Raw genomic sequence first — 16,722 nt, 5'->3', positions numbered from 1 at the left:
CATGAATTGGAGACAGCGTGAAGAGGATAACCGAGCCCGCGCGCGACATTGACGTTGTTCATGAAACCGACGTGCTGGTGGTTGGTTCGGGTCCTGGCGGTCTTGCTGCAGCGCTTGGGGCGGCTCGCGCGGGTGTGGATGTCTCACTGGTCGAGCGGTTCGGGTGTTTTGGCGGAAACATTACAGCGGTCGGTGTTGAAGGGTTTGCCTGGTACAGGCATGAGCAAACAATCGACACGGAAGGGGTTGGCAGGGAATTTGAAGATCGGGCGCGCGCTGCTGGAGCAGCAACGCCGGAACCGCAATCAGACAGCCACGCAATCGACGCAGAAGGCTTCAAACTGGTTGCCGACAATCTTGTGGAAGAGGCCGGTATACACCCGATGCTGCACAGGTCTTTCGCTGCGCCAATCATGAATGGCGATGAGATCTGCGGCATCATCACCGAAAGCAAAGCGGGCAGGGAAGCGATCCTGGCAAAACGGGTAATCGATGCCTCCGGGGATGCCGATGTCGCGTTTCGTGCCGGTGCCGCCACGAAGAAAACCCCGGTCGAAGAAATGCAGGCGGCCTCGGTGATGTTTTCCATGACAGGTGTCGACAAGAAGAAGTTCATGGACGCCGTCAAGGCCGACCCACAAACCTATAAGGACTGGGAAAGCGGGGAATGGTCGGTGGAAACAACCGGCAAGGAAGACCAGATGTTTTCACCCTTTCTGCGTAAGCCGTTCGAACAGGCCATGGACGCGGGGCTCATTCCGGCATCCCTGTCCACCATCTCCGGCACTTGGGGGGCCGTTTATGACAGTGGTGACCTGACCTATTTGAATCTCGTTCACCTCCCTGAGTGCGATGGTACCGACCCGGCATCAATGACACGGAATGAAATTGAAGGGCGACGCCAGGCAATGCTGGCCGTGGAAGCCCTGAAGCGCTTTCAGCCAGGCTGCAGCGGCGCAAAACTCAGAAATTTTGGAATGACTGTCGGGATCCGCGACACCCGAAAAATTCTGGCCGCCTATGACATGACTGAGACTGATGTTCGTGAACAAGGCCGCTTCGAGGATAGCATCGGGATCTTTCCGGAATTCATCGATGGCTATGGCATCTTGATCCTGCCGACAACGGGCCGCTATTTTCAGCTCCCATATAGAACGTTGCTTCCAAAGGGCGTTAAGAATCTTCTGGTTGCCGGCCGGGCCACAGGTGGTGACAAGGTCAGCCACGCCGCCACACGCAACATGATGTGCTGCACCGTGACCGGGCAAGGTGCGGGCGTTGCCGCTGCGCTCTCGATCAAGTACGGCATGGATCTGGCCTCAATGGACATTGTCCGTCTGCAGGCGGAGCTAGTGCGTCAGGGTGTGCGTTTGCACTAGGCGATGCCAATTGTTCAAGCTGAAGCCATCAGGTTCCGGTGCGTCTCTTGCGCAATCCCCGGCAAGCAGCTAACCAGATTGCATGAATGGATCTGAAATCTATCGGCGGCTTATTGGCCTCATTGAAGAACGGGTTTTGAAACCCGGTGATCGCCTGCGAGAGGCCGATCTTGCCGAAGAATTCGGCGTCTCTCGCACACCGATCCGCGAAGGATTGAAGCGTCTGGAAGCACAGGGGCTTGCCGTCCATGAGCCAAACAGGGGCATGGTCGTTCCGACGCTCGATCACGGGCAGATCAATGAGGTCTATTTCATGCGCGAGGTCCTGGAAGGAACAGCTGCAGGACTGGCGGCCAAACATGCCTCCCGTCCCGAAATCGAGATACTGCAGGACCTTGTCGAGGCAGACCGCAAGCGTATTGCCGACAAAGAAGGCCTCGTGCGTTCAAACAGGGAGTTTCATCGCCGCCTGTGTCTGGCGTCGCACAACCGATATCTGGTCGATCAGATCGAGCACCTGCGCCTTTCACTGATCCTGATGGCAGGCACGACGCTTGATACGCCTGAGCGCCGTGAAACTGCGGTTGAAGAACATGCGGCCATCGTTGAGGCAATCGCCGAGGGCGATTGCACAGCTGCCGAAACTGCTGCGCGCCGTCACATTTCCCACGCGCACAAGACCCGCCTGCAACAGAATTGATGTTCTTGTGCACAACGCTTCATTTGGCTTGCGAGCAGACCGACTGTTCGCCTGGATAAATCTCTTCCAGGGCAGCTCAAAGCACTAAATACAGGCTGCTGTAGTCCTCGCGTATGACAGGCTGTCGGCGTCGCACCTTCTATCCTCGTGTTCATCAAAATTGGGACAGGAGGTTTCAAATGGACCTGCAAGCACTCACCGCCGTTGGGCTTCACCAGCACAAAATGAACAGCTTCGATCCTGCCGGAGAAGACGAATATTATGTGCAATCTGGCAAAATGACCGGCCTTGTGGATGGTATGGTTGAGGCGGTTGCCAGCTTGAAACGGTTTGTCCGGTTCTTGCGATCATCAGAAGCTGCAAGGTTTCGAAGACTGGAAAAACAAAGGGCTGCAATTTGACACTGGACCCCGCAGATGATCGTTCTGCCATCATGCAAGTTATTGAGGCTGAAACGGAGGCCTATCTGCAGCGTAACTACGAGGCCTGGCAAAGCTATTGGCTCGAGTCCCCTGAAATCCGGCGTATACAAACGCATGTACGTACCGGTGTCACCGTCACGGCCGGCGCTGAAATACGGGCGCAGATGAAGCGCATCACGTCCGGCCCGTTCGAGTGGCAACCACCCTGGAGATTCCAGCGAAAGAATTTCAATGTTGTGTTGAGCCCTGAAATGGCATGGGTCAGCTACGATCAAATCGGAGATATGTCCGAAATTCCGAAGGCCTGCCCCGGACAGTATCACGAGGTAAAGATCTTGCAGAAGGTCAAGGGGACCTGGAAGATCTCATGTGTCGTCAGCACTCAGATACACGTCAACCATGTCAACGCCCCTTTGGTGGAGGTTGACGAAACTGGACGGTTGCTTTGGCAAAACGAAGCGGCCAAGGAACGGCTTCCCCATCATCCAAGGCTTTGTGCAAGGGCTGGCAAGCTCTGGGCAAAAGAACCGGAAGCCCTGAATGAATTGCAAGACGCAATAACCTGGATTGCCCAGATGCGGGCCCATCACACGCCGCGTGTCGGTGAAGAGGCGGTCACCCGTGTCGTGGCGCTGGGACAGGATGATGAAGGTTTTGCGCATGTTTGCTGGGCTATGTTGAGAGACGGGAAGCTTCTGGTAACGTTTGACGATTCTGAGCGTCTCAGTTTGCAGATAACCACTGCCTCTGAGGTTTATCGCCTCTCTGAGACACAGGAGAAACTGTCACGTCAACTCGTCGACGGTCAGGACCTGACCACAGCAGCCCTTGCCTTAGATATGAGCCCGAATACGGCGAAAACCCACTTGCAGCGCATCTATGACAAAGTCGGTGTCAGGTCACAGCCCGCACTCGTACGCGTGCTGCTCAGTGCCGACAGACATGATGTGTGATGTGTTTCGGCAGGTAAGAAACTGACACAGCCAGAAAGAGTGCAATTATGTGCGCAAACCGGCCTCAATGTGTGATGGCCCGGTTCAATACTCAAACAATTGCCATTCAGATCTTCGTTGTCCAGAGACGCAGCGGTTCCTGTTTTCCGTGGGCTTTATAATCGGGCAGCCGGCGAAGGCTCGTTCGGGCCTGTTCAGGTAAATGTTTTACGAGCGCATCCGAAAGCACTGTGTCACTGCCAAGAGAGTTCGCTGCGCGTTCTATTCTCGCCGTGGTGTTCATCGTGTCGCCGAGCAGGGCAATTTCTTTCTTCCAGTCACCAATTTCACCTGCGGCCACCTGGCCGCAATGCAGGGCGACACGCAGGCTTGGTTCGGTGCCGAACCTTTTGCGATAGCGGCTGGCATGTGTGGCCAGCGTCCTATGCATTTCCAGTGCGCAACTCAGGCAGTCAGCCTGTTTCACCCCGCTTTCCAGCGGCCAGGTCACAATCACCGCGTCGCCGACATATCGGTGGACAGCGCCACGCGTGTCTTCGATGGGGCCGGCAAGGTCAAGGGCGACATCTTGCAGAAACACATGGAACTCAAGTTCGCCGATCTTTTCGGCCAGGGCGGTCGAGCCGACAAGATCTGCAAAGAGGACGACACGGGTTTCAAGTCGGGGCGTGTTGTAGCGTCCCGACACCAGCGAAAGTGTTGCTTCCGAACCCAGCAGCCGGGTGACTTCCACAGCGCCGGACATGAAAAATGCAACGGTCGCGGATATCAGGAAGACTTCAGAAAATTCAGGCTCCTGCCAGGGCAGGACGTCCCCTACCAGGACACTCGAGATGCCGAGACCAAAGAGGATAACCAGACTGTAGGCAAGGGTTCTTCCAATCAGGAGTGCAACAGGTGGAAGGCGCCGCGCAGCGCGCAGTCTGGAGTTCGAGAAACCGATAAACTCAAAACATGTGCAACCGCAACCGATGATCGTGCCAGTCAACGCACCATATGCCGCTTCGATTGCGAAGTTGTTTTCGCCTGCGCGAACCACACCAATCATGAGACCGGCCAGCCCCGACAAGGCAGTGATCAGCAGAATTTTTCGCAAATTCCGACTAAGTCTGTTGGCGGCAGGCATTCCGGCGTCGGCTCAGCATTCAACGATGTTGACTGCCAGTCCGCCTTTCGACGTTTCCTTGTATTGTTCCATCATATCCATACCGGTCTGCCGCATGGTTTCTATACAACCATCAAGCGGAACGAAGTGTGAGCCATCACCGCGCAAGGCAAGGGAGGCCGCCGTAACAGCCTTCACCGCACCAAGTGCGTTTCGCTCAATACAAGGGACTTGAACAAGACCTCCAATGGGATCGCAGGTCATACCGAGGTGATGCTCCAGGGCAATTTCCGCCGCATTTTCGATTTGCTCGTTGGTGCCGCCAAGTGCAGCGCACAGACCTGCGGCAGCCATAGCTGAGGCAGAGCCGACTTCTCCCTGGCATCCGACTTCCGCGCCTGAAATGGAGGCATTCGCCTTGATGATGCCGCCGACAGCCGCAGCCGTCAGGAGAAATGTGCGAATGCCGGCCTGGTCGGCGTCCGCGCAATGATCGAGGTAATATCGCGTCACGGCCGGGATGACGCCTGCAGCGCCATTTGTCGGCGCTGTCACAACCCGGCCTCCGGCGGCATTTTCCTCATTAACAGCCATGGCATAGACCCCGAGCCAGTCGACGACATTATGCTCGAAAGGCGGGTTCGTCCGGCCTTCGCGGATGAGTTTTTGATAAATGTCGGCTGCTCTGCGTTTGACCTTCAGTCCACCGGGCAGGATGCCCGTCTGAGTGATGCCGCGATTGATGCAGGCGTCCATTGCCGACCAGAGCCGGTCGATACCCTCTTCGACCTCATGCTGAGGTATGTCGCTGCACTCGTTTTGCAGTTTCATTTCCGCAATCGACAGCTCTGCTTCTTTCCCCATTTCCAGCATCTCTTTGGCGCTGGTGAAGGGATGCGGCACATCCTGGGTGGCCAGCTCATTCACTGGTTCGTTTGTGGTTTTGCGCAGTTCCGCTTCACTGACCACGAAACCTCCACCGATCGAGTAATAGACAAACGTATCGATAAGAGCGCCGCTTGCATCCAAGAGATGGAATGTCATGCCATTGGCATGGAGAGGCAACGAAGGACCGTAGTCGAAAATCACGTCACGGTCCGGATCGAACTGTAGTTCGGGAAGTCCCGGTATCTGGAGCGTCTTCCTTTGCGCCAACACGTCAAGCTGCGGTTCAACGTCATCGGGATCAAGCGTGTCCGGTTTGGCACCGAGCAGTCCCAGGCAGACAGCCTTGTCCGTGGCATGGCCTTTGCCTGTGAATGCGAGCGAACCATGAAGTGTCACTGTAAGACGCGAGGCCTTGGCCTCTGCACCGGCAAGACCCCGGACCCGGTCAAGGTAACGAGCTACAGCCACCATTGGACCAACCGTGTGTGAGCTGGACGGCCCAATGCCGATTTTGAAGATGTCGAAGACGCTTATGAACATGTCACCAGAGCCATCAAGGAAGAAGAAATATGGGGTTTGAACTACGTATTGACACTACCAGATAGAGTATGTGGCTGGAGCGTTCAAACGCGAAAATTTGTGCCATTTGCGACATTGCACGAAACAGTCGCGCGCTTCTGCCGGATTTTTCAGGAAAAAATGCAAATACCCGAACGAACCGGGAAAGCACCCGACTTCGCCTTCTTCAGGCGATGACTGTGGTTCGTTTCTGGCGCGCCTACATCGTCGCGATACGCGATTGCGTATGGAGCATAGAAAGAAACCGGTCTTCCGGAACAGGTTTTGAATAAAGGTAACCCTGAAACCGATGACAACCGTTCTCAGACAACCATCGGCGCTGTTCGATGGTTTCGACACCTTCCGCCACAACATCTGCGCCAAGTGCCGACGCCAAGGAGAGGACCAGCTTCACGATCGCACCACCGGCTTCAACATCTTCCATGAAAACCCGGTCTATCTTAATGCCGTCAATCGGGTAGTTGTGCAGATAGGCAAGGTTGGAGTAACCCGTTCCGAAATCATCAATGACAATCCGGTAGCCAGCTTCTTTCAAACTGGAAAGTGTTTCCAGCGCATTTGGTATGTCACCCAGCAGCACACCCTCGGTGATTTCAATCGAAAGCATAGAAGGATCGCACCCTGTTTCCATTGGCAGGGCCTTCATCTTGCTGACAAAATCAGGATCTGAAAGTTGGCGCGGTGAAACATTGAGCGCCAGCGGAAGCGGCAGCGACATTTCCGCCAGACGCGCCTGCATGGAACAGACCTGCCGGTTGACCCATTCGCCGATCTCATTGATCAGCCCGGTTTCCTCCGCAACGGGAATGAAGTCATCTGGCGCTACAAGGCCTCTTTCGGGATGTTGCCAGCGGATCAGGGCCTCGGCGCTGATCACCCGATCTGTCTGCGTGCAGGCTATCGGCTGGAAATGAAGCGTGAATTCATGTTCGCGGATAGCGCGTTCAAGATCCTTTTTGATTGCCAGGTGCTGATCTCTCAGCAGGCGCATGTGTTGCTGAAACTGGACGCATTTTTCTTTCGGGTCCGTTTTCGCCTGATAGAGGGCAAGGTCCGCGTGCCGCATCAATTCATCAATGGTCTGGCCATCGCCCGGAAAATGTGCGTAACCGATGCTCAGTCCGATATGTCGGGGTTTGCCGTCGATCAGTTGCGGCGCCGCGAAGGCTTGCAACAGGTCCTGGCCGAACCAGTCCGCACTGCGACCTCCGGGCTTCTCGATGTGGCAGATCAGAAACTCGTCACCGCCAAGACGAGCTGCGATATCGTCCGGGCCGGCGAGTTCCGTCAGCTTGTTGGCGATCAGCTGCAGCAACGCATCTCCGGCTGCGTGGCCGAGCGAGTCGTTGACCATTTTAAAGTCGTCGAGGTCGACCAGATAGAGCGTCGCACTCTGTCCCCAATCGGACGCCGTCTTGAGCACCTGAGCAAGACGCTCTTTCAGGTAGGTTCTGTTTGAAAGGCCTGTCAGCGTATCGTGGCTGGCAAGATACTGGGCTCTCTCCTTGGTTTCATGCAATTCGGTGACGTCAATTTCGCTGACTAGATAGGCCTGTTGGCCAGAAACCGCATCGTGGCATGTGCGCACTGTCAATTCATGCCAGCGATTGCCTCCGCGGGTTTTCACACGCGAGACACGCCTGGACGACCGTTCTTCCTCGAGGAGTTGAATGAGGTGAGCTTCTTCACCAGGATCGACAAATTGGTCCGCGAAAGTGGTTTCAAACGTGCAGCAAACCGCACGCGATGCGGTGTTGCGGTAAATCGGATGGCCGTCCATCGAAAACAGCGAAATCATGACAGGTGTATGCAGAAGCGCTTCTGCACTGCGCAGTGTTTCAGGTTGCTGCTCGTGGTGGGGGCGGCCTTCGCAGAGCATTGCAACACGCCCATCGAGAAGATGAATGCCGCTGAAAACAACTTGGAGAACCTGAGCCTTCCCTCGGGGATAGAGTGTCCAGATTTCCGAAAAGCTGACGTCGCGGTTGGTGAAGTCCTGTTGGTACTGCCTGAGCCGCTGATCCACTGAATGAGACATGTCGGCACCCAGGTCGCGGGACTTGAGTTCCTCGAGCGTCGACGCGTCATAGACTTCAAGCGCTTTGCGATTGGCCCACAAAACCCGTTTCTGGTCGAAATCAAAGATCCAGACGGCGGTATCAAGCCGGTCATAGATTGACCCGATCAAACCAGTATCAATCAAATGACCGGCGGTGGTGTCCGTCGGCAGATGCCCGGCTTCAGCATCGAGGTAACGCAGGTTTACTGTATCGGCCAGTTTGGTGCCTCGCGATTGGGTGCCAAATGCTAAATGGACTGGGCCCACAAGTCCGAGTGAATCACCAATTCAGTTTAGCTGGCGTAAACAGCTGCGCAATTCCAAATAAGAAGAACTGCAGAGAAACCGGACCTTATCTGTACACAAAAGACGCTTTTTAAAGCAGAGAGGCCGGGTATTGTAATTTTTGCCAGTATCAAAAAAGCCGAAGTCTCTGACTTTCCAAGGAGAGTGTCATCGAAGTCTGTCACTCATGTGCACTTGCTCATCGCCAGACCGATCGAAGAAGTCCCCCTTCAAGAGTGACGTGAGCCAAGGCAATGATGGGCGTTTTTGGGTGCGCTCTTTCGCTCGCAGCAACTATGCGCGAAGTGCAGGCGGTAGAAACCACCAGGTGGCGGTGTTGCTTCTTGTGCGCCGTAAGTTTTTGATGACCGACGCAGTAACTGGATTGAACGTTCCAGAGTTCTTGGGAATTTGAAAAATCTTGCCCTTTCTGTAGTGGAACCTGGAGATTTTGAGTTGATTGCCCTGACAATGAAGTTAGAAGGGCTGAATGCCGCGCTGATGCGGGCCGTTTTGCGCCCTGTTTGAAGAACTGTTCGCCGATACGCTGCGGTCAATGAAAGAAAAAAACAGGCCGTGGGATCGGCGGGGAGCATGAATGCTTGAGCTTGAAGAGCTCGTTATGGATTTCAGCGGATTCAAGGCGGTCAATGGCTGCTCGTTCCGTGTCGAGAAGGGCAGTATTACTGGGCTGATCGGTCCGAACGGCGCGGGCAAGACCACCTTGTTCAATTTGATAGCCGGTGCTCTGCAGCCGACAAACGGGCGTATTCGGTTCCTCGGCGAAGACGTCACTCCGCTGGCAAGCCACCAACTGTTTCACAAAGGCCTGGTGCGCACCTTTCAGATACCGCACGAATTCCACAAGCTTACCGCTCTGGAAAACCTGATGGTGGTGCCGCCGTCACAGCCTGGGGAGCGCCTCTTTTCCAACTGGTTCGCTTGGGGAAGCGTCAGGGTATCAGAGTCAGATGTCGAGAAAAGAGCGTATGAAACACTTGAGTTTCTGGAGCTGAGCCATGTCGCTCACGAGCCGGCCGGCAACCTGTCCGGCGGGCAGAAGAAGCTTTTGGAACTGGGTCGGACAATGATGACCGACGCCAAACTGGTTCTGCTTGATGAGCCGGCTGCTGGTGTCAACAGAACCTTGTTGCGCAAACTGGAAGCAAAGATTGATATCCTGAATAAGGAGCGCGGTTACACTTTCATTCTGATCGAACACGACATGGAAATGATTGAAAAACTCTGCGCGCCGGTTGTGTGCATGGCAGAGGGTCAGGTCCTTATCCAGGGGGATTTTCAAACCGTACGCTCGAACCCGCAGGTGCTGGAAGCTTATCTTGGCGAAACCACGGGAGATGCTGCATGAACGCACTTCTTTCGATGGACAAAATCACGGGTGGCTACGGCGAAGCCGACATCCTGCAGGACGTGACCATCCATGTGGATCAGGACGAGATCGTTGTCATCGTTGGTCCAAACGGAGCCGGGAAATCCACAGCGATGAAATCCGTCTTCGGTCTTTTGAACATCCGGGGCGGCAAGATGCTGTTCGACGGTGACGACATCACCGGATGGGCACCCAACAGGATCGTTCAGCGTGGTATCTGCTATGTACCCCAGGTCGACAATATCTTCCGGGAAATGACGATCCACGAAAATCTCGAAATGGGCGGGTTTCTGAAGCAGGGTGACCTCTCGGCGGCCTATGATCGCGTCTATGCCTTGTTTCCGGACCTGAAAGAACGACGCAAGACACTGGCCGGAAGTTTGTCTGGCGGCCAGCGCCAGATGGTGGCCATGGGCCGGTCCCTGATGCTGGACCCGAAGCTGCTGCTGTTGGACGAACCGACAGCAGGTCTGTCGCCGAAATACATGGAACAGATTTTTCAGATCTGCCGCGATGTGCGTGATACCGGTGTTGCCATTTTGCTGGTCGAGCAGCACGCCAAGCAGGCACTCGCTTTTGCCGATCGTGGCTATGTCCTTGCAGCTGGTAAAAACAGGCACGAAGGCTCCGGGGGCGAACTCCTTGCCGACCGTGAAGTCGCCGAAATGTTCTTGGGAGGCTGACCGGAATGGACCTCTTGGAGCTGATAAATTTCTATCTCATTCCAGGTATCGTGCTGGGATCCATCTATGCGCTCGGCGCTGTTGGCATCACGTTGATTTTCGCCATTCTGCGCTACGCCCACCTTGCGCACGGGGATCTGGCGACGCTTGGTGCGTTCATCGCTCTGGCCGTTGTGACAAGTTTGGGCATATCGCCGCTTGTGGCTCTGCCATTTGCCATCATTGCAACGGGAGCCGTCGCAATTGGCATCGACAAGGTCTTTTATGAGCACCTGCGCGAGCGCCCGAAAATCGTCACTGTGATGGCCTCGCTCGGCATTGCGCTTATGGTCAGGTCGGTGGTTCAGGTCGTCTGGGGTGTCGACACTCAAACCTACACGCGCGGGATTGTGCGACCGGAAGACTATTTCGGCCTGCGCATTCGCGACCGTGAAATCTATACGGTTCTGGCGATGGTCGCCCTTGTGGGTGTCCTGCAACTGTTTCTGACCCGGTCGAAATGGGGCAAGGCGATGCGTGCCATGTCGGACAATCCGAACCTTGCGCTACTGTCCGGCATAGACAACAAAAAGGTGGTCATGCTGACTTGGGGGATCGCCGGTGGGTTGTGTGCGGCTTCCGGTTTCTTCCTCGGCCTGAACACCGAGCTGAAATCCATGATGGGTTGGCACATGCTGCTGCCGATGTTCGCAGCCGCCATTCTTGGGGGTGTTGGGCGGGTTGAAGGCGCCGTGCTTGGCGGACTGATCGTCGGCATCGCGGAAGAGATGTCGGTTCTCTTCATTCCGAGCGAATACAAGGCCGCAATGGCCTTTGCCATCTTGTTGTTCATGCTGCTTGTGCGCCCCACGGGGCTGCTCAAGGGCAAGGTCTTGTAAGAGGAGGGTCGGACATGGAAATTCTGGGTCTTGTCAACTACGCCCTCTTCATGGCGATCTTTATCGCGATCTATGCGCTCCTTGCGCTTGGTCTTAATATCCAATGGGGTTTCGCCGGTCTCTTCAACGCTGGTATTGCCGGGTTCTTTGCTGTTGGCGCCTATACATCTGCAATCCTGTCGACGGCCGCCGATGACGGGCGTATTGGCGGTTTCGATCTGCACTTCGTGCTTGGCTGGTTCGGTGCGATGCTTGCCGCTGGGCTGATTGCATGGCCGATCGGTAAGATATGTCTTCGCTTTCGTTCGGACTATCTGGCAATTGCCACCATTGGCGTTGCCGAAATCATTCGCCTGGTGATCAAGTCCGAACCGGCGCTCACAAATGGTGCGCGGGGCATATCCAGCATTCCGCGCCCGGCTGGCGACATTGGCTACATGGAGTCCCAGATTGCCTATCTCGCCATCGTGCTTGCGGTTCTGGCCGCAGCGTATTTTCTGGTGGAGCGTCAGTTCAATGCTCCCTGGGGGCGCATGATGCGGGCGATCCGTGACAATGAAAGCGCGGCCAAGGCGATGGGCAAGGACGTTGAGTTCCGCCGTCTTGAAGCATTCATTTTCGGCGCAGCCCTGATGGGGCTCGCCGGGGCGATGTTCGCCCATTTCAACCGCTCGATCACGCCTGAGGCGATCGACCCAATGGTTGCCACGTTCCTCGTCTGGATCATGTTGATCCTCGGCGGGTCAGGCAACAATCGGGGCGCGATTTTGGGTGCTGCGGTTGTGTGGATCATTTGGTCTGTTTCAGAGATTGCAACGGACCGACTTCCGCATGAATATGCGGTCCAGGCGAAATACATCCGCCTGTTCCTGATCGGCCTGATGCTGCAGCTGGTTCTGCGGTTTCGGCCAGAGGGCCTGTTACCGGAGCCTTTGCGAGGCGACAGGCGGACATCGCAATCGGGTACGGAGCCACACTAGTCCGTTCCCAGGTCCCGTGCCTGCAACACTGCGACACGGGGGCAAAAGAACCCAAAGACCCGGCAAAGACCGGATTTATGAGGAGGTACTCATTATGAAAACCAAGCTTATTGCGCTTGCAGCTGGCCTGATGACCGCGACTGCGCTTGCGTCTGTTCCTGCAAAGGCAGATGTCAAGATTGGCCTGATCGGCGGTATTTCAGGACCGATCGCCGCCATGGCGCCAGCCATGGTCGACGCTGCGCAGCTTGCGATCCAGCAGGTGAACGAACAAGGCGGCATCGGCGACGGCGAAAAGCTGGTCGGCGTTGTCGGCGATAGTGCCTGCAATCCGCAAAATGGTACGGACGCCGCCACCAAAGCGGTCAACATTGAAGGCGTTGCCGGTATTGTCGGCCCGCATTGCTCCGGCGCAGTTCTGGCGGCTGCCGGGTCCGTCACCATTCCTGCAGGCATCACGCTGATCACCCCGTCCGGCACGTCTCCGGAAATCACAAGCCTTGAGGACAAGGGAACTGTTTTCCGCACTGTGCCGTCCGATGACTATCAGGGTCGTGCCTTGGCGCGTACCTTGAAAGAACAGGGCTATGGCAAGGTTGCGGTTGCTTACCTCAACAACGACTACGGCACCGGCCTCGCCAATGCGTTCAAGGCCGAATATGTCGATGAACTCGGCGGTGACATCACCCAGTTTGCAGCCCATGAAGAGGGCAAGGCGTCTTATCGCTCGAACCTTGCAGAACTTGTGAAGGGTGGCGCTGACACGCTGGTCATCTTCGACTATGGCGATGGCACAGGTCTCACGATCCTGCGTCAGGCACTGGAAAACGGCTTCTTCGACAAGTTTGTCGGTGGTGATGGCATGAAATCCGACGCCATCATCAATGAACTGGGCGCTGAAAACCTCGGCACTTTTGTGGCCTCTTCACCGGTCGGTGAACAGTCTCAGTCGCTTGATGTCTTCAACGAAGCTTTCAAGGCTGTCGGTGGCGATCCGGATGCGATCTTCGTCAGCACGTCGTATGATGCAGCTTTCCTGATGGCGCTTGCGCTTGAAAAGGCCGGCGGCGACAAGGCCGGTGCGGCTGCTGCCATGGTCGAGGTTTCCAACGGCGAAGGTGAAGCCATTCTGCCGGGTGAGTGGAAAAAGGCGAAAGAGCTGATCGCAGCCGGCACTGCCATCGACTACAAGGGTGCTGCGGGCGACCATAATTTCGACGCCAATGGCGATGTCCCGGGCACTTATGCGCTCTGGGAAGTCGGCTCCAACGGTTTCGAGATGCTGACGGAAATGAAGTAAGCCCTTTCAAGCAATAAGGCGAAGCAACGAAACCGGCGACCTTAAAGGGTCGCCGGTTTTTTGCTGTCCTTGGCTTTGCAGAGTGTCTTGACCCGCAGACTTGAATTTCGCATGACAAACATGTTCCGGAGGTGCATGTGAACCATCAAATTGCAAACGTCAGACGTATCGGAAGCAATGAAGTTGAGGTTTTCAAGCGCATCCGATTGGAAGCTCTCCAATTGGAACCGGCGTCTTTCGCAAGCAGCTATGAAGACTGGACAAAACTTTCAGACGATGAATGGCGCCGACGTCTGGAAAGTCCCGTATTTGTAGCTTTCCTCAATGAAGAGCCTGTGGGCATCACCGGTTTGCTTCGACAAAGCGCAAGCAAGATGGCGCACCGTGCCACGATTGTGATGGTCTATGTCCGTGCGGGTCTGCGCGGCAAGGGGGTTGCCAAGGATCTTCTGGAGGCTGTCGTAGCATATGCGGTTGCGCATGGCGTGCAGCAGCTGGAACTCTCCGCAAGTGCGGAAAATCAGTCGGCTCTTCGGTTTTATCGGCGTGAAGGCTTTGTCGAAGCAGGTCGAATCCCCGCTGGTTTCGTGCACGAGGGCCGCCAGGTAGATGACATCATCATGGTTCGAAGACTGGAAGCGATCGAGCTAGGCTCATAGCGACAATTGACCGCCGAACTTTGATCCGGAACGAGATGAAGTTATCTCTTACCGCTGCCTCTGAAAGCCGCTATACAGCCGCCCATGCGTGATCTGGATGTATTGGTGCTCGGCGGCGGAGCCGCGGGTTTGATGTGCGGGATTGAGGCGGCCAAGCGTGGGCGCAAGGTGATGGTGATCGACCATGCCAAACGACCCGCCGACAAGATCCGCATTTCCGGTGGCGGGCGGTGCAATTTCACCAACCTTCATTGTACGCCTGCGAATTTCCTGTCTCAGAATCCGCGTTTTTGTGTCTCTGCTTTGAAGCGCTACACACAGCATGACTTTCTGGCACTTGTTGATCAGCACCGCATTGCCTGGCATGAGAAAACGCTTGGCCAGCTCTTTTGCGATGAGAGTGCAAAGGACATCATCCGGATGTTACTTGACGAACTGGAACGCGCCGGTGGCAAGCTTCAGTTGGAAACGGATATCAAAGCCGTTGAAAAACCGGATGACAGGTTTTCCGTTTCAACCTCCAAAGGACCTCTCAGGACGCAGTCGCTGGTTATTGCAACGGGTGGGCCCTCCATCCCGAAAATGGGGGCGACGGGGTTCGGCTACGATCTGGCAAAACAGTTCGGCTTGAAAGTTATTGCTCCGCGCGCCGCTCTCGTTCCCTTGACCTTTTCTGATGCGAACAAAGACCTGTGTGGCCGCCTGGCTGGTGTTTCACTGGACGCGAATGTGTCGTTTCAGAAAACGACCTTCCGCGAAGGGCTTTTGTTTACGCACCGCGGGCTCTCTGGTCCGTCGATCCTGCAGATTTCATCCTATTGGGAGGAAGGCAAGCCGATTTCGGTCAATCTTGTTCCCGAGGCGGATGTGTTCGATGTCTTGAAGACAGCGCGGCACGAGGTGCCAAGACAGGACCTCAAGACTGCTCTTGGCTCCCTGCTGCCGAACAGGCTGGCAGATGAACTCGCAGAAGTTTACAAGCTCAAGGGCCGGCTTGCGGACCAATCAGACAAGGTTCTGCGCCGGGCCGGTGAGCAAATGAACCGCTGGCAACTGACACCGGTCGGAACAGAAGGGTATCGAACCGCGGAAGTGACGCTTGGCGGTATCGACACCAGGGAATTGTCGTCAAAAACCATGGAGGCCAGCAAGGTATCAGGCCTTTACTTCATTGGCGAAGTGGTCGATGTCACCGGGCATCTTGGCGGATTTAACTTCCAGTGGGCCTGGTCTTCGGGCCATGCAGCGGGGCAGGTCGTCTGACCCAGAAATAATTAATAGCTACAGCAGTTTACGCAGATGCGTATTTTTTGATGACCGCACCTCATTCGTCGGTATACTTGCGCCGGAGAAGAGGTCGGAATGAAGCGCGTAACGATACACGATGTGGCCGAAACAGCCGGCGTTAGCCTTGCAACCGTTGACAGGGTGCTGAACGGACGCCCGGGTGTGCGCAAAACAACCATCGAAAAGGTCAAGAAGGCTGTCGACACGTTAAACTACAAGCCCGATGTGTTTGCTGCCGGGCTTGCGAAGAAGCGCCTTTACCGTTTCCATTTCCTGATCCCCAACGGTCCGAATGCCTTCATGGAAGACCTGACCCGCGAAGCTGCCACCCATGCGCAATCCTTGAGCAGCGACCGGATGCATGTCCATGTCGAGCCGATTGATGCGTTCGATGGCCACCGTGTCGCTGGGACCCTGGCCATTCTGGACAGTTCGGTTTGCGACGGTGTTGCGGTCGTTGCTCCGGCTTTCCCGGAAGTGCGCGCGGCAATTGACAGGCTTCAGGATCGTGGAGTGCCGGTGGTCACGCTTGTGTCGGATCATCCATCTTCGACACGTCAACATTTTGTGGGCATCGACAATGTGGCCGCCGGCAGGACAGCAGGGCGGCTTCTTGGGCGTTTCCTACCAAGTCAGCCGGCAAAGATTGGTCTTATAGCGGGCTCACTCGGGTTGCGGGATCATGCGGATCGCTTTGCCGGTTGCCGGTCCGTGATCGAGGCGGATTTCCCTCATCTGGAGCTTTTGAAAGTGCGCGAAGGGCGCGATGACAACGCGCGCAACCAGGATCTGGTTCAAAGGCTTTTGAACGACCACCCGGATGTGGCCGGTCTTTACAACATTGGCGCAGGAAACCGTGGCGCGATTGCTGCTTTGCAGGCCTCAGGGCGTGCGCGTGACATCGTCTTTGTGGGGCATGAACTGACACCCTATACCAGCCAGGCCCTGAGATTGAACATTCTTGACGCCGTGATAGCGCAGGATCCTGGACACGAAATTCGCAGTGCGATCCGGGTTCTGAAGGCGCTCAGCGATGGCGCACCGATCATTGAGGGGCAGGAACGCATCGGTATCGATGTGTTTTTGAAGGACAATTTGCCGGAAAGTCCCGAACTCACCCAACCAGTCTGAGAACAACGCCCTACACTCCGTGAGACCCTGGAATATGAGCGTGA

Annotated in this window: 15 protein-coding genes; 12 read left to right on the top strand and 3 right to left on the bottom strand. The window is 55.8% G+C overall.

The genetic code is table 11. The features are described from left to right. Positions 1–17 precede the first annotated feature (17 nt). From K1718_RS23715 to K1718_RS23700, 4 genes are all read left to right on the top strand, one after another. Positions 18–1,379, top strand: coding sequence for an FAD-dependent oxidoreductase (locus K1718_RS23715; RefSeq protein WP_265680620.1), 1,362 nt, complete (start codon positions 18–20; stop codon positions 1,377–1,379). 82 nt (positions 1,380–1,461) lie between these two features. Beyond that, positions 1,462–2,079, top strand: coding sequence for a GntR family transcriptional regulator (locus K1718_RS23710; RefSeq protein ID WP_152503282.1), 618 nt, complete (start codon positions 1,462–1,464; stop codon positions 2,077–2,079). Positions 2,080–2,258: 179 nt separating this feature from the next. Beyond that, a complete protein-coding gene (locus K1718_RS23705) occupies positions 2,259–2,480 on the top strand; it encodes a hypothetical protein (RefSeq protein ID WP_265680621.1) in 222 nt (73 codons plus the stop codon). Then, positions 2,477–3,454 (top strand): nuclear transport factor 2 family protein, encoded by a 978-nt coding sequence (locus K1718_RS23700; protein ID WP_265680622.1) that lies wholly within the window; start codon positions 2,477–2,479, stop codon positions 3,452–3,454. Before K1718_RS23705 ends, K1718_RS23700 begins: the two co-directional genes overlap by 4 nt. Before the next feature lie 106 nt (positions 3,455–3,560). On the opposite strand, the gene K1718_RS23695 is transcribed toward K1718_RS23700, so the two are convergent. The 3 genes from K1718_RS23695 to K1718_RS23685 all read right to left on the bottom strand — a co-directional run bounded on the left by K1718_RS23695 (position 3,561) and on the right by K1718_RS23685 (position 8,352). Beyond that, positions 3,561–4,580 carry an adenylate/guanylate cyclase domain-containing protein gene (locus K1718_RS23695; protein ID WP_265680623.1) on the bottom strand — a complete coding sequence of 340 codons (1,020 nt, stop codon included), beginning with the start codon at positions 4,578–4,580 and terminating at the stop codon, positions 3,561–3,563. Positions 4,581–4,592: 12 nt separating this feature from the next. Further along, on the bottom strand, positions 4,593–5,987 hold the full coding sequence (locus tag K1718_RS23690; protein WP_265680624.1) for an L-serine ammonia-lyase: 1,395 nt from the start codon (positions 5,985–5,987) through the stop codon (positions 4,593–4,595). 238 nt (positions 5,988–6,225) lie between these two features. After that, positions 6,226–8,352, bottom strand: coding sequence for a putative bifunctional diguanylate cyclase/phosphodiesterase (locus K1718_RS23685; protein ID WP_265680625.1), 2,127 nt, complete (start codon positions 8,350–8,352; stop codon positions 6,226–6,228). A gap of 616 nt (positions 8,353–8,968) precedes the next feature. On the opposite strand from K1718_RS23685, the gene K1718_RS23680 reads away from it, so the two are divergent. The 8 genes from K1718_RS23680 to K1718_RS23645 all read left to right on the top strand — a co-directional run bounded on the left by K1718_RS23680 (position 8,969) and on the right by K1718_RS23645 (position 16,678). Next, positions 8,969–9,739, top strand: coding sequence for an ABC transporter ATP-binding protein (locus tag K1718_RS23680; RefSeq protein WP_152503277.1), 771 nt, complete (start codon positions 8,969–8,971; stop codon positions 9,737–9,739). Then, the gene (locus K1718_RS23675) at positions 9,736–10,443 is read left to right on the top strand and encodes an ABC transporter ATP-binding protein (RefSeq protein ID WP_152503276.1); all 708 of its coding nucleotides are present in this window, start codon (positions 9,736–9,738) and stop codon (positions 10,441–10,443) included. Before K1718_RS23680 ends, K1718_RS23675 begins: the two co-directional genes overlap by 4 nt. 5 nt (positions 10,444–10,448) lie before the next feature. Then, on the top strand, positions 10,449–11,321 hold the full coding sequence (locus tag K1718_RS23670; RefSeq protein WP_152503275.1) for a branched-chain amino acid ABC transporter permease: 873 nt from the start codon (positions 10,449–10,451) through the stop codon (positions 11,319–11,321). Between the two features lie 14 nt (positions 11,322–11,335). Then, a complete protein-coding gene (locus K1718_RS23665) occupies positions 11,336–12,301 on the top strand; it encodes a branched-chain amino acid ABC transporter permease (protein WP_265680626.1) in 966 nt (321 codons plus the stop codon). Between the two features lie 94 nt (positions 12,302–12,395). Further along, a complete protein-coding gene (locus K1718_RS23660) occupies positions 12,396–13,601 on the top strand; it encodes an ABC transporter substrate-binding protein (RefSeq protein ID WP_265680627.1) in 1,206 nt (401 codons plus the stop codon). 137 nt (positions 13,602–13,738) lie between these two features. Continuing rightward, on the top strand, positions 13,739–14,260 hold the full coding sequence (locus K1718_RS23655) for a GNAT family N-acetyltransferase (RefSeq protein WP_265680628.1): 522 nt from the start codon (positions 13,739–13,741) through the stop codon (positions 14,258–14,260). A gap of 84 nt (positions 14,261–14,344) precedes the next feature. Further along, on the top strand, positions 14,345–15,523 hold the full coding sequence (locus K1718_RS23650) for a BaiN/RdsA family NAD(P)/FAD-dependent oxidoreductase (protein WP_265680629.1): 1,179 nt from the start codon (positions 14,345–14,347) through the stop codon (positions 15,521–15,523). Between the two features lie 99 nt (positions 15,524–15,622). Then, a complete protein-coding gene (locus tag K1718_RS23645; RefSeq protein WP_265680630.1) occupies positions 15,623–16,678 on the top strand; it encodes a LacI family DNA-binding transcriptional regulator in 1,056 nt (351 codons plus the stop codon). Positions 16,679–16,722: the final 44 nt, after the last annotated feature.

The sequence above is a fragment of the Roseibium porphyridii genome (genome assembly GCF_026191725.2).
Lineage (GTDB): Bacteria > Pseudomonadota > Alphaproteobacteria > Rhizobiales > Stappiaceae > Roseibium > Roseibium porphyridii.
This window is presented reverse-complemented; position numbering and strand designations above follow the sequence as displayed.